Genomic DNA, 14,267 nt, shown 5'->3' on the forward strand with positions numbered 1-14,267 from the left:
GGATATTCATTTACCTTTATCCTGTGACAGTTTGGCACTTTGACAGAATTTAGGGAGCTCAGTTGAGTCCGTTGTGGCGAATAGGGCCTGCGAACTGAGAAGATAATCACGTGCAGCTTGGGAATGCTGCCACTGAGGAAAGGAGACCTTGAGGGAGTGAACTACTCGTTCACCGGTAGGGTTGGTTGGAAGGGCTGCAGTAGAAGGGCCTCTGGCTTGGTAGATTAAAAGTCACAAATTTGAACCCCTTTGAGCAATCAGGAATGAAATTGAAGTCGATGGTGTGGATGCTCTCATATGAATCTTTGCAGTTGCTTTAGGTATTAGGCTTGAATCAGCACTCAGAATCGTAGTTGGGCTCTACCTTTCCGAACATGCGCCATTCTGACTGTTTTCAAGAATGTGCTCTACTTTCGTGGCTGGATTGAGGGGAGGATACTCTGCACATGAAACGATGTTTGCGAATAATCGCTTGCCTAAAGATTGCGGAATTCTGAAGTTTCTGCCCATGGGCTTGGTGACCCATTCGGAAAGGTTAAGATGCTAATGGTCAATTGGTCAGTTTATGAAAAATAGCTTCAGGGATGATGTGGAATCAGAAATCAAACGGAATCAAGAGCCAAACGGACTGCTGAAGATCTAAGAAGGCTCGTGAGGCGTGACCTTCGCGGGAATATTTGTACTGCTTTTAACCCGCCCTTAATAAGACATTAAGTTAGTCTTGTTCTATAATTTTACTGATCTATGCTAACGCATCAATTTGCTTGCATATCTTGCTAAATTCAAATGTGGCAATCCTAGTGAATCACTGCTACCCCTTTGCTTGAATAAAACTTTGAGTAAAAAACTATGAGGCTACCGATACTTTTAATGCTAGTTATTTACTCCAGTGGCCTTATTGCCGAAACATTCAAGGAAAAAGCAGTTAGTAAAATATCCGCATATTACTGCAGTGGAAATCAAAATTTTCTTTACTGTATCAAGCCTGAGATACTATCAGACTTACAAGATTGCGTTACATATTTTGTAAAAAATACAACTGAATGTTCTTCGAAATACCTGGATTTAGGTATGAGTCTATCTGATGAAGAGCAGATGAATATTACGATGGAGTTTGGGCAGTGCTCATTGAGAGAGTTAATGAAGGCAGAAGATATAAAGGAATCGGATTTTGATGAGTGTTTTAGTAGAAACTATGATGAATCTAAACGAAGTCCAGTCCTTGATAGATAGCAAAAAGGGTGTATTAGCTAGCATGAGTGCATTTAAATTTTTCATGTAAAATATGCTTAGGGAAAAGTTAATATGTGGGTGTTATAAGAATAATTATTTTTCTTAGAAGTCTTAATGAGACTTCTAAGAAAAAAGTAGAGACATTAATGGTGTGTGGTATGGCGATGTTATCCATTAGTGAGGAATACTGATGGAGATTCCATGATTAGTAATCAGTCACTCAGAAAGCGCCAATAAACAAAATATAAACTAAAGCAGATCAGCAAGCCCAAGCAGGCAAAAGTATAAGCCAAATACCAGCCTTTTAAGTGATACTCTCTTGGTACCCATTTACCATTCATGACCAAAATATTGAGTAGTGCAAAGATTGGTGCGCAAACGAAAGATAAAGTGGTGACAAAGTCGATAAGGCTTTTTAGCTGATTGGCAAATAGGGAAATAATAAACCAGCTTATAAGGCTTAGCGTAACTAGGCTTATTATGTAGACCCTATGCTCAGAAATCTGGTTGCCACCTGAGCCTTTTAGGGCGCTTCGCCAAACTTGAGGGAATCCATCGGAGACCGCAAATGTTGTTGAAAAAAGTGCGAAAAAACAAATAATACTGATTATTAAGTGGCTCCAATCACCTAGAGATTCGGTATAAATATTGATTAGTTGTCCGGCAAAAATGCCAGCAGACTGGGATAGTTCTATACCTTTCCCAAACATTATTAATGCGCCTAACCACACAAATACTATTGCTAATAGCAAGCTGGTGAAATAACCAACTTTAAAGTCAAATACTAAAGACTTCTTAGCATACTCTCTTTCCGGAAGTTCTTTTATTTTTCGTTCTGACCAAATAGAGTGCCAAACAGAAACTTCAATAGATGTGGGCATCCAGCCGACTAAGGCAACGACAAATGCGATACTCATAGCTGGGCCTAAATCAGTCAATAAATATGTTTTAGGGGGGAGAAGGCCGTACTGACTTATTGCAGCAATGAGCGTGATTAAGCTGGCGATAGCTAGTATAAGTACCATCCATTTTAAGGATTCATTTAGCCACTTAAATTGGCCAGCAATCAGTATTCCGCATGTGATGATCAGAATGACGGCGGACCACTCCGAAACATTTAAGACATCACCAAATAGATTCAGAGCCAAGGCTGCAGTGACAATCGTAACCGCCGCCTGTACAAAGAACATTGTTAAAAATGTGAGTACCAGATAACTATAAAAGCCCAATCGACTGTGTTTTTTGTAGCCTTCTAATAGACTCTCGCCAGTTACAGCAGCATATTCTGGACCGATTTTGAAAAAAGGATACTTGATTAAATGAGCCAGAAAGATAAATCCAATTAAAGCAAAAGCGTAATCCGCTCCTGCCCGGGTAGACTGTACGATATGAGATACGCCAATACTGCTTGCAGCCCAAATGATTCCAGGGCCCAGATTTGAGAAAGTGCGTTTAAATACATCCATTAAATTAGAACTGCTCAGAATGGTGTTTTGCAAAATAACTTTTTGCCATGTCGATAAAAGTTTTAACTTTCAAAGATAGTTCACAACGATGAGGGTAGAGCGCAAAGACTGTTAGTGGTTTTATTGTGAATTCAGGCAAAATTTCAATTAGTTGCCCAGATTCGACATAAGATTTGACTGAATAAAATGGGGCTTGAATAATCCCTTGTCCTTCTGCGGCGGCTTCATTTAATAGTCTTCCATTATTGGATTGCCATGCCCAGGGAAGTTTTATTTTCTTGACTTCTTCTTTATCTAGAAATAGCCAATGGTCGCCGCGGATACTGTGGTTAAAGAACAGTAATTGGTGCTTCTTTAGTGATTCCAAGCTTTCAGGCAGTCCATTTTCTTCAACGTACGAGTCACTCGCCCAGAGTGCTAACTTGGTCTTTGCGACAGATTGGACGATATAGCTAGAATCGGGTAACTCTGGTGCGATCCTAAAAACAAGATCGATTTTATTGTCAAGTAAATCGAGAGGATCATTGCTAAGGTGAAAATCCAGAAACACTTGAGGATAAAGCTCGCGATAATTTGCGATCAATCCGGAGAAGTATTGACTGCCCAGTTCTACGCTAGTGGATATCGAAAGTCTACCCTTGGGCTCTTGATTATATTCTGACATCGCCTGATTGACGGTATGGAGTTTTTTTAGTATTGGTGAAATCTGTTTATAGTAGTTCTCGCCTGCTTCGGTTATCGATACTTTGCGCGTATTGCGCATCACCAATAGGCAGCCCAGCTCTTCCTCTAATTGCTTTATGTACCTGCCAACCATCGCTGCGGAGATTCCGAGCTCACGAGCAGCAGCTGCGAAGCTCTGCTTTTCGCAGGCCAAGCAGTAGGCTTCAAGTGCGTGTAATTTATTCATTGACTTTCCTCGCGGCCAGTCAGCTTCATCTCTTATCGTCGTGGACCGGAATTGAGTATACCGATACACCAAATAAACTTATAGTTTATACACTATAAAATAATATGGCATTTCAAATATGACTTTAGTGGCGCAAAATAGCGCGATTAGATTAAAATCCTGCAAGCTTCCCTTTAGATAACTCCATGAATATAAAGAAAATATTGACTCTGGTAGTTCTATTTATCACCACCAATAGCTACGCCTTAGCTTCCGAAGATACTCTAGAGCCAGTTTTGCTCATTAACGCCAATATAGTGGATGTTAAATCACTTAAAATCGCCAAAGATCAATCGATCCTCATCGAAGGCGACAAGATTAAGAGAATCGCTTCTACGAAGAAGCTGTCCAAAGTGAAGGGGGCGAGCGTTGTTGATTTAAAAGGTAAGTTCGTTATACCAGGTCTAATAGACGCTCATGTTCATCACGCTACAGATCCGGATGACTGGGATAAGCTTTCGATTACTACTGAGCGACTTAGATATCTGCTTCGCGGCGGCGTCACGTCTGTGAGAGATATGGGAGGCGATGCGAGAGCACTGGCGTACTTAAAACGTCAAGCTGAGGTGGATTCGATCGCGTCGCCGGATATCTACTTTTCAGTCATAATTGGTGGAGAATCCTTTTTCTCAGATCCTAGAACCATTGCATCAGCCAAAGGGCGCGAACCTGGGCACACCGTCTGGATGAGAGCGGTAGGCGAGCATTCCGATATGGATTCAATAATGCTCCAGGCTAAAGGTGCTGGTGCAACAGGCATCAAGATATATGCAGACGTTGAAGCTGAGACGGTTCCATTACTCGCTAGCGCGGCCAAAAAACACGGCTTAAAAGTCTGGTCGCATGCTTATATTGGCCCTTCCAAACCCCTACAAACCGTTAATGCTGGCGTTGAGACTATTTCACATGCCTCTGATATATCCGCACAGTTAGTTGACAACTTCAAGGAATGGCGAAGAAAAACTGCTGAACTGGATGGCTCAAAGTGGGAAGAAATCCTACAAAAAGATAGCTATTTAGATCTTTTTGACGCAATGAATGAGAATGGAACAATTCTAGATGCAACACTCACCGTTTTTGAACAAAGGAATGAATTAAACGAAAAATATAGGCTGCTTGATCAGCTTAGTACAAAAATGACACAATTTGCCTATCAAAGCGGCATTACTATTGCCGCGGGCACAGATGCATTTAGTGACCTGGAAAATGACACAACACCGATGATTCACCATGAGTTGAAGCTACTCGTAGGTGAGATAGGTATGAAGCCTCTCGAAGCAATTCAAGCAGCTACTTTAAATGCCGCAAAGGTGATAGGAATCGAAGACTCTGTCGGTAGTGTTGAAGAAGGTAAGAAAGCAAATTTGGTGGTGCTTTCAGAAAGTCCCGAGAAGAATATTGAAAATAGTAAATCGATAGTTCATGTTGTAAAGAATGGTCGTTTTATCTTTATCGGCGACGACCCACAGTTGCCTTTCTCTTCTTCACGTGAAATGAATGGAACTATTTGGCTATCCGGACAGATCGGCAATCATCCTTCAACTTTAACCTTGGCAGGTGAAAGCCTAGAAGTTCAGATGCATCAAACAATGAAGAATATTGGCCAAGTTCTTGAGAGCAAAAATCTGGGTTTTGATGATGTGGTTAAATGTACTTTGATGCTTGCTGATATTGATGACTGGCCAGAGGCGAATAAAGTTTATATTCAGTACTTCAATGGAAAAAAGCCTGCAAGGAGTGCTTTTGCAGCAAGCGGACTTGCACTTGATGCAAAAGCGGAAGTTGAGTGTATTGCTTCACGAAGTACTGATTAATTCTGGCGAGGGGGTTTTATGAGCGATATAAATAGAAGAGCATTAATTAAATCTCTGATGTCAGGTAGTCTTGGTTCTTATCTGGCTATTAATTCGGGCATATTAAATGCTTTTTCAGGGGTTGATGCAGGAAAATCAGTGTGGAATCAATACGATTCATCGATTGTAATTGATGGGCTCAGTGTAGCATTCTCGCTCAAGGAGCCTGTTTCCCAGAAGTCGCTGGGGATATTCAAAAGCTCAGGGATTAGTGCCTTGAATATGACTGTTCCCTACCCAGGTGATGACTATGGAGAGACTTTAAAAAAGGTCGAAAAAACTAAAGCTATCATTGAGCATAATTCGAACTACTTAAGCTTGATTCTATCCGCATCAGATATTCTAAAAGCTAAAGAGGAAAAAAAGCTTGGTATCATAATGGGATTTCAGTCAACTGAAATGCTTGATGAAACACTTTCAGGTATTTCAGAGTTTGCCAAGATGGGTGTTAAGATCATGCAGGTCTCTTACAATGGCCCTTCAATTCTTGGTAGCGGTGGTCTTGTCAAGGAGGATTCAGGAATTACCTCGCTCGGCAAGAAAGCCATAGAGATAATGGAATCAGAGAGGGTGCTGGTCGATCTATCACACTCAGGAAAGAGAACTGTTGCCAGTGCCATCAGGCAGTCAAAAAGACCGATTGTGATCTCCCATACTGGCTGTAATACGATTTATAAGCATCCTCGAAATAATGACGATACAGAGTTGAAAGCAGCAGCAGACACCGGCGGCTTGGTTGGTATCTATTTAATGCCATTTTTGGAAGGCGGTGAGCATGAAATTAAGGCTGATATGGTAATTAAACATCTATTGCATGCCTATAATATATGCGGTGAAGATCATGTTGCTATCGGTAGTGATCAAGGCGTAGTGCCAGTCAACGACGGCCCTGAGTATCGGGAGAGTATTCGCAAAGAAGTTGAGCGTCGTATTGCGGCAGGAATTTCAGCGCCAGGAGAAACCCCACATCGTCCTCCATTTATTCCCGAACTGAATTCTGAGAGACGAATGGAGCTTATTGCTTATAAGCTAAGTCAAAAAGGGATCTCTGATCGAGTAGTAGAAAAAATAGTTGGTAAAAACTGGTTGCGTGTTTTTTCTAATGTATGGAATTAAAGGAAGATAAGCTTAAATGGATAAATATCTAAAATTTGATAATATTTTAACTCGGCTGGTTGCTTGTGTTACGCTTCTCTTTTCACCTTTGCTCTCTGCTGAAGAGCTTAGCACTTACTCTGAATTCCCAAAAGGTTCAAAGACTGAAGTAATTCCTTTCCCGATCGAATTTGCTTCAGATATCACCTTGAATGGTATTGAAGAGCTTGTGTTTTTACCTGGCATGTATAAACAAGAAAAAGAAGATTTTTTTAGTTATGCTTTTTCATGGACCCATAAGCCTGAGAAGAATCAAGTTATTGGAAAGACCAAAATTGAGAATTTTATAGCCTCCTACTATAGGGGGTTGTACAAAGCCGTCACTGAAGGCAAAGAATATGAGCCTGCTATTACAATTGAGCAGGTTGATGGCAAATATACTGGTCAGATAAGCTGGATTGAGCCATTTGTAACCAAAAAGGAACAGACCCTCCACTTTAAAGGGGACCAAATCCATTGTGAAAAAATTAATGAGCTTCGCTGGTTTTTCCTTGTCTCTCCACAAGATTCTTCTCATCCCGTTTGGAAAGAACTTCAGTCGATAAAACCCTCTGATTGTTAGTGGTAGAACCCTAGATTTAATCACCTCTTTGACAAATACGTCACTAAAGAGGTGATAGCGGATAGAGAGTTTGGTTTTTATAGTGAGATGCTAGTTCGTTTGTTACTGGGTCCCACAGGTAGGCAGGCCCTTGGCGCTCCCACACCTTGAGTCAGACCAGGTTATCTGCATGAGGGACTAGGACGGCTAAGCCAAAAACTCGACCCAAAAAATAGTGGACTTGGCTGTTGGTAAACTCATTTCTGTGTAAATTAGTACTTAATTTTACCGGTAATCTACCTTATTTCTATCCTTTTAAGCTCGGATAATGGCCAGCTGGGTTGCTATGTGAGGTATGCTTGTCTTGTCTTGTCTTGTCTTGTCTTGTCTTACTCTGTATTTTGTATATCCCAATTGTGTGTATTTAGCACAATTCAGTTACAGTCCTCTATAGGAAAGCTAAAGTAACTGTCAATGGCAGTCCGGTATGGAAAAAAGTACATTCGATTCCATAGGGCCAAAGAAAGTAATGAGAGCTATCGCTATGGGTACCGGAGCCCTAGACAGTTACTGCGGGGGGGTACTTATTGCGGGCTGGGCACAAAGTGCTTTTTGTCGCCCGTGGAAGCAACTGCGTACTTCTAGGAAGCGTGGTTTAATGGTGCTGCTTTTTAAGGCGGGAGCCCTTTACAATTCAGATTGATGCTTCGGAGAAGGTTACTTTATTTGGGGTAGGAGATCTGATCCTATTTTGCAATAAGGTCTACGATACTGGAAGTGTCGTGAAACTTCCCCTCGACGCTGTAGATGAAAGTGCAAAGGTCCTTACTCCCGAATGGGCGCACCTCAAGGGTTAATAGAGTAGTTTAAGAGCCAGGCTTAGTAGGGCAGGGCCTCTCGTCTTTATCAATGTAAATGCAGCAGATTTTTCAATCGAGGTCACATTTTCCCTATCTGGAATAGTTGATCGTTGGTAATACCGTCGAGCTTCCACTCCAGCATATGAAGGCTGGGTTGCCTGCTGGAGTGCTTCATAAGATACTCGGCTCTATGTACATCAATATATCGTTTTAAAGGCGTCTTTACCCCGCGTGCCTCAATGGTGGAGTAGCGCGAAGGGGAAGAAAACTAGGTATTAACCTCGGTTAACAGTCCAGTCTATACGGCATTGAAACCTTGGGTCTATCGCTGGCCCGTACCCAATCTCGTGGGGCAAGTGAAGAAGCCTTATCTCCAGATACGCTGGACGCGGGCTCACGTTGGGAAAGAAGGCTGGAGAGGGAGGTTTAGCTGCCAGATAATCTAGATACGTCAGCGTATCTACACTGGTGACTTGGTGATTAATTTATCGTAGTCTTTACTGATAACTGATTAGTACCAAATTTACTCTGAACTAATCAGAAGTTCCCTAGGGTTTGAAATGGAACTATTGCCAAACGAATCAGCACATAATAATTAAGGCGGTGACAATCCTATGTTAAGTTTTCAATTTAATACTACAAAATCGATTATAAATGGCCCTGGTAGGTTAAATAGAATTAGTGAGATATGTGACCAACTAAATATAACTAAGTTGTTAGTGGTCACTGATCAAGGTATTGTAAATTGTGGCTTGGTTGAGAAACTGAAGGAGCAATTACATAGTAAATTTGCGACCATTGTCTTTGATGAAGTTAGTGCTGATCCTAGAGAGCAGATAGTATTGTCGGCAGTAGCCTTAGCAAAGCAGCATAATGTTGATGGTGTAATTGGATTTGGTGGTGGCAGTTCAATGGATACCGCCAAAGTTGTTGCTGTTATGATGGATTCTCAGCAATCTCTAGAACAGCTATATGGGCTTGAACGAGTTCAAGGAGGTCGCGTACCCTTGGTTTTAATACCTACCACTGCTGGCACCGGTTCAGAAGTAACACCCATCGCGGTTTTAACAACGGGAGAAACCACCAAAGATGGCATCGTCTCCAAACAATTATTGCCAGATGTTGCCTTATTAGATGCACAATTAACTCTAGGGTTGCCAGCTCATGTTACTGCTGCAACGGGCATTGATGCTATGGTGCATGCCATAGAGGCATATACGTCTAAGCACAAGAAAAATGCCTACTCAGATATGCTAGCCAAGCAGGCGTTGCTATTGCTTTCAAAAAATATAGAACAGGCCACACATCATGGAGAGGACATAGAAGCAAGACAAAATATGTTATTGGGTGCCTGCCTTGCAGGTCAGGCTTTTGCCAATGCACCAGTTGCCGCTGTACATGCGCTAGCATACCCATTAGGGGGGCATTTTCATGTACCTCATGGATTAGGCAACTCGTTAGTATTGCCACATGTGATGCGCTTTAATCAGAGTGATACAGCCAAGCTCTATAGTGAATTGGCGCCATATATTTGTGAACACATAAATACGTCTCAATCAGATCAAAAAGTGTGTTCTGATCTCATTATCTTTATTGAGCGGCTAATTGAACGATTAAAATTACCCCGGACCTTAAAACAGTTAGATATTGGCGAGCATCATTTAGAGATGCTCGCCACCGATGCAATGCTACAAACTCGCTTACTAATCAATAATCCGAAACCGCTGTCTCATGATGATGCACTCCTGATTTATCAGGCTGCTTATGAGGAGGCTTTGTGAGTAAGCAGGCTGTGTTACGTACAGATTATTTTTGTTTTGAAGAGTTAACTACCAGATGGATGGATAATGATGTGTATGGGCATGTAAACAATGTCGTTTACTACTCATATTTTGACACTATTGTGAATAGCTTTTTGATTAATAAAGCTGGATTGGATATTAAATCCAGTGAGAACATTGGTTATATAGTAAAATCTGAATGTAATTATTTGGCTGGTATTTCATATCCTGAAAAAATACTTGGTGCTTTTAGGGTTAATCGAATAGGCAATTCTTCAGTAGAATATGGTGTCGCAATTTTTAAAGAAAAACAAGAAAATGCATGTGCGCATGGCTCTATGACGCATGTCTTTGTTAATCGGAGTACCGAACAGCCGAGTAAAATTTCTGGTCAATTGCTAAAGGCATTACAAAGTGCATGTATTAAGAATTGAAAATTAAATATATGTATTAAGCTGGGCCATATACAATACAGAACAAACGGTTTTGATAAAAGACTGCTGATTGCCTGGGGCTTTTATATGACATTTGTCTTGCCCATGTGAAAGTTTATCAGCCTATCGCCAACTAGTTTCTGGCGTTCTTTCAAGGTACGTCGGTAACTACATAAAATGTTGAAATGAGCTTTAAGAGGCCACCAGGAGAGGGCAATTAGGATTGAAGCGAAGTATCCGTGGTTGGTACATTTCTTGAGTAAATTTGGGCTGTAAACGGTACCCTTTGTATGGACTGATCCATGTTGCATGCTGGTTTTATCTTGAGAATATGCTAAGAGCCACTTACTGTGCATTTAGCCAGGCTAATTCTAGCTGCAATTTGATATACATTATCTCTCAAACCTTGATATGTTAATGGTGATAATTACAGCTTGGATGACCAAGTCATATTTATCGCTAGCGATTGGGCGAAGTTAATTGGGCTATCTGACTATGGATGATTTCAGCAAACCCTGGAGCAAATCCTTAAATACCTTGTGCATGAAGGTTTGCCTGGCGGAGTGGAAAATATTACGCTTAATCAGGTGATGAATATGCTTTCCATATTTAGAGTAAGTGGCGATCATCTTGAGCTCATTTGGGGTAATAGCTCAAAACTTGAGGTGATAATATTGCTCAAGTTTTTTTACAATTTAGTGAGGCTATTTCCGCTAGGAAGTACGTTCTATGTTTTTATTAAATTTCATAGAGTTACAAAGAGGAATTGAAGTTGTTAATAGTGGCCCTGGATGTATTTACTCTGAATGAAATGAAGGATATCGTTGAATCAATAAAATCAGAAGTTAATATTTATAAAATTGGCCTACAGCTGCTTACTTCAGAAGGCCCTGAAGCTATCCGATACCTCAAGAGTCATGGAAAAACAGTATTTTTAGATCTTAAGTTGCATGAAATATCTAGCTCTGTTTCATCCGCAATCAAATCTGCAGGCAGACATGGAGTAGATATGATTACCGTCCATGCTTCTGGTGGTCAAAAAATGATGGAGTCAGCAGTAGAGGCCGCATCAGAGTTTCCCCGTATGAAAGTGCTAGCTTTAACCGTTGTAACGGGGCTAAATGATCAGGATCTGATCGATATTGGTTTTAGCCGTAAAAGCCAGGATCAAGTTATAAGGCTAGCTCAGATTGCGCAGCGTAGCGGCTGTCATGGAGTTGTCGCTTCCCCACAAGAAACGGAAGCCCTTCGAGCGCTGCTGGGTAAGGATATGATTATGGTTACCCCAGGAATTCGCCCAGAAGGCGGCGATATACAGGACCAATATAGAATTGGTACACCTGCCCATGCAATCAATAGTGGAGCTTCATATATTATTGTTGGGCGGCCTATAGTTCAGGCAGACAATCCTGAAAAAGCGGCTAAGGAAATTAACCGGCAAATATATCTGGTGGTAACAGATATATACAAATAAATGAGCATCTTGATCCGCTTGCTGAAAGGCTGTAGTGTTCTCATGTAACTCACCGGAGTTCTTGGTGGAGGTTATGACATATTAAATATTACAACCGACCCGATTAAGCACTGTCAACTTCGGTAAAACTCATGACAAACCGCTGAATGTAAAATCATGTTGAGGTAGTGAAAGAAGAATCGTCTTATCATTACTATCAAGAAGGTACTATCAAGAAGGTACTATAAAGGCAGTCACTTGGCTGCCTTTATATTCCGCATTAATATCAAGGAGCTATTCAGAAACTCCTGAATTGTGAAAGAGAATATAGTTGGCGATTCGGCGGGCTGCTTTCTGTGTAGTTTTGTCTGTTGGGTGCAGTCCATCAGGTAAAGGGTGAAAGCCCTCCCATATATTCAATACCTCCGCCCCAGGGAGCTCACTGCTTAAACGGTTATAATGAAGATCCCGCAATTCGTTATACTGCTGTTCATTCATAATCCAATGCAAACCGAATAATGCTGCGGTTGTTGACAGGTCAATATCCTCCCAAGCTGGCATTATGTCATAGATAGGCGTGATACCTTTATTGAGGGCAGTCTGCCCAACAGCTATTAATCTATCGATATAGGCATTCAGTTGACTTGTATCACATGGTTGAGCCTGGTCTTGAGGAATACCAAAGGCATCCGAGTGTAGGCAGTCATTTGCTATGGTGATAACAACATAACTCGCATTGTATTTTACGCCAGATGGTTGGGAGGGGTCAGGTACAGCGACTCTCATTAGCGCTCGGTTAAGTTGGTTTTCATAACCAAACCAAAAACCTGGACCACAATCCGGTCCAGGGTTACAGCCTAGGCGGTTGAAGGTTGTCGCCCCGGCCTGGGCTTCATTTATGACATAGCCGGATAGACTTTTCTGCCGAATAAGTGCTTGATGTAATGATAGATATTTACCGGCACTAATCGCGATTCCACCAAGGGGGGAATTGAAATCATCATTAATTGGTATTCTGCCATCGGTGAAAGATGCTCCAATAGTTAGGATAACGGTATCATCTCTCATCTCCGCCAAGAGACTTTCACTTAGAATGATACTGCCAATGAAAGCAAGAAATAAAAATTCTTTATTCAATTTTAATTTCATAATAAATCCTTTTTCGTAAAAGTCGGTAGTGAAGCGTCTGGACAACTTAAGCTCGATAGAGTGTGATATTTCATTTGTCTAGCTTATCTTTAAAAGTATATTAAGTCATTATTTTAAATGTAAATAGCACATAAATTGACGGCTAACTCACCAATATGAGTATTCTATTAAATTGAATGTGCTTCTATTTCGAAGTTTTTTGTTTGTCAGTAACGAGTAATCCTATCTGAAGGTTGATGAGCTAAACAGCTTTGTCCGTCTGACATTGTGTTATGTATGTTCTACCAACAGCTTGCTTGAAGAAAACCAATAATTTCATTGATTCTTAATGGCTTCTCGATAAGGTATGTGGCAATGAAAGTACGGAATTATAATATCCTTCTTTCTTAATATGTGTAATAGTTAAAGGTAGCTATTGAACTTCGGTACCTTTTTGGATGGTTAGGCTGAAGAGCTTTGGAATTAAAGAAAAGGATGATATATTGATACTGCTTTGAATTAGCTATTATGTTTCAATTAATATCAGTTAGTTGTTAGAAAATGAGTAGTATAAAAAAGAGCCTTGATGAAATAAAGGCAAATAATGAGGAGTGGCGAAAGATAGCGTTTGCATTCTATTCAGTTGCTCATAATGATCTAAGAGAATGGCAAGAGCTACCTGATGATTTAAAGGCAAGTGAAGTCGGTGATATCTGTCAAAAATACATCGAATCTAAAGACATTAAGTATCTTGAGGAAGCAGGTCAAATGATTGCTGGTAAAGACTGGTTTATAGCGCTCGGTAGATCATTTTGATACTTTAGACTATTTTACAAACATAAACATAAACATAAGAAGTCGCAGCAACGGACCGACAAAAGGCGTCACTCAAATTCCTACGCAATTACGAACCCCTTTTTTGGCGGCTGTATGTGACATTATGCAATTTAATTTTTAATTCTGATTTTGCTAGATATACACGAGAAGAACTATGGCCAAATACCCGGAAGCTCTTGACCACATGCTGGCAGCATGGAACGAACCTGACTCTTCTAAAGTACGCCTCCACCTTGAAAATGCCCTGAGCAGCGATGTTCGGTTTGTTGATCCGTCTATTGATGTCTCTGGCATTGATGGATTTGAGAAAAATGTCCATGAAGTAAAGTCTAAGCTCCCAGGAGCTATTTACTCTCGAACTAGTGGTGTAGACTCCCAACATGGGTTTCATCGGTACCATTGGGCAATTCATCAAAACGATAAGTTGCTCCTAGCCGGGTTTGATGTAACAGAAATAGATGAGAACGGTAAAGTTTGCTGTGTAATTGGTTTTTTCGGCGAAATTCCCGAAATCTAAGGGCGATGGCGTTAGCTGTGACAACGATTTGGTGCATAAAAAACGCTGTTGTCAAAAAGC

At 40.9% G+C, this 14,267-nt stretch carries 12 protein-coding genes; 9 read left to right on the plus strand and 3 right to left on the minus strand.

Features of this window, described 5'->3' with window-relative positions; translation table 11 throughout:
- The first annotated feature begins 849 nt into the window (after nucleotides 1-849).
- Entirely contained in the window at nucleotides 850-1,233 is a 384-nt protein-coding gene (locus ACJJI7_RS16260; RefSeq protein ID WP_020415150.1) for a hypothetical protein, read from the plus strand.
- Nucleotides 1,234-1,445: 212 nt separating this feature from the next.
- On the opposite strand, the gene ACJJI7_RS16265 is transcribed toward ACJJI7_RS16260, so the two are convergent.
- Together ACJJI7_RS16265 and ACJJI7_RS16270 are read right to left on the minus strand one after the other, a co-directional pair.
- A complete protein-coding gene (locus ACJJI7_RS16265; RefSeq protein ID WP_444901732.1) occupies nucleotides 1,446-2,699 on the minus strand; it encodes an NRAMP family divalent metal transporter in 1,254 nt (417 codons plus the stop codon).
- Nucleotides 2,700-2,703: 4 nt separating this feature from the next.
- Nucleotides 2,704-3,609: a LysR family transcriptional regulator gene (locus ACJJI7_RS16270; protein ID WP_282950789.1), complete on the minus strand. Its 906-nt coding sequence runs from the start codon at nucleotides 3,607-3,609 to the stop codon at nucleotides 2,704-2,706.
- Between the two features lie 185 nt (nucleotides 3,610-3,794).
- Here ACJJI7_RS16270 and ACJJI7_RS16275 point away from each other — a divergent pair, with 185 nt between their 5' ends.
- The 6 genes from ACJJI7_RS16275 to pyrF all read left to right on the plus strand — a co-directional run bounded on the left by ACJJI7_RS16275 (nucleotide 3,795) and on the right by pyrF (nucleotide 11,746).
- Nucleotides 3,795-5,462: an amidohydrolase family protein gene (locus ACJJI7_RS16275; RefSeq protein WP_020415153.1), complete on the plus strand. Its 1,668-nt coding sequence runs from the start codon at nucleotides 3,795-3,797 to the stop codon at nucleotides 5,460-5,462.
- An 18-nt stretch (nucleotides 5,463-5,480) separates the two neighbouring features.
- Complete coding sequence (locus ACJJI7_RS16280; protein WP_282950788.1) at nucleotides 5,481-6,617, plus strand: dipeptidase; 1,137 nt, start codon at nucleotides 5,481-5,483, stop codon at nucleotides 6,615-6,617.
- 16 nt (nucleotides 6,618-6,633) lie between these two features.
- Nucleotides 6,634-7,218: a hypothetical protein gene (locus ACJJI7_RS16285; RefSeq protein ID WP_020415155.1), complete on the plus strand. Its 585-nt coding sequence runs from the start codon at nucleotides 6,634-6,636 to the stop codon at nucleotides 7,216-7,218.
- Between the two features lie 1,453 nt (nucleotides 7,219-8,671).
- Nucleotides 8,672-9,838, plus strand: a complete 1,167-nt coding sequence (locus ACJJI7_RS16290) for an iron-containing alcohol dehydrogenase (protein ID WP_282950787.1) — start codon at nucleotides 8,672-8,674, stop codon at nucleotides 9,836-9,838.
- Nucleotides 9,835-10,272, plus strand: coding sequence for an acyl-CoA thioesterase (locus tag ACJJI7_RS16295; protein WP_020415158.1), 438 nt, complete (start codon nucleotides 9,835-9,837; stop codon nucleotides 10,270-10,272). The genes ACJJI7_RS16290 and ACJJI7_RS16295 overlap by 4 nt, the downstream gene beginning before the upstream one ends.
- Before the next feature lie 781 nt (nucleotides 10,273-11,053).
- Nucleotides 11,054-11,746 carry an orotidine-5'-phosphate decarboxylase gene (pyrF, locus tag ACJJI7_RS16300; protein WP_444901731.1) on the plus strand — a complete coding sequence of 231 codons (693 nt, stop codon included), beginning with the start codon at nucleotides 11,054-11,056 and terminating at the stop codon, nucleotides 11,744-11,746.
- 273 nt (nucleotides 11,747-12,019) lie between these two features.
- Here the strand turns inward: pyrF and ACJJI7_RS16305 are convergent, their stop codons facing one another.
- Entirely contained in the window at nucleotides 12,020-12,874 is an 855-nt protein-coding gene (locus ACJJI7_RS16305) for an SGNH/GDSL hydrolase family protein (RefSeq protein WP_444901730.1), read from the minus strand.
- Nucleotides 12,875-13,414: 540 nt separating this feature from the next.
- On the opposite strand from ACJJI7_RS16305, the gene ACJJI7_RS16310 reads away from it, so the two are divergent.
- Both ACJJI7_RS16310 and ACJJI7_RS16315 read left to right on the plus strand, forming a co-directional pair.
- Nucleotides 13,415-13,669 (plus strand): hypothetical protein, encoded by a 255-nt coding sequence (locus tag ACJJI7_RS16310; RefSeq protein WP_282950784.1) that lies wholly within the window; start codon nucleotides 13,415-13,417, stop codon nucleotides 13,667-13,669.
- A 175-nt stretch (nucleotides 13,670-13,844) separates the two neighbouring features.
- Entirely contained in the window at nucleotides 13,845-14,207 is a 363-nt protein-coding gene (locus ACJJI7_RS16315) for a hypothetical protein (protein WP_282950783.1), read from the plus strand.
- The last annotated feature ends 60 nt before the right edge of the window (nucleotides 14,208-14,267 follow it).

Source organism: Microbulbifer variabilis, assembly GCF_056232115.1.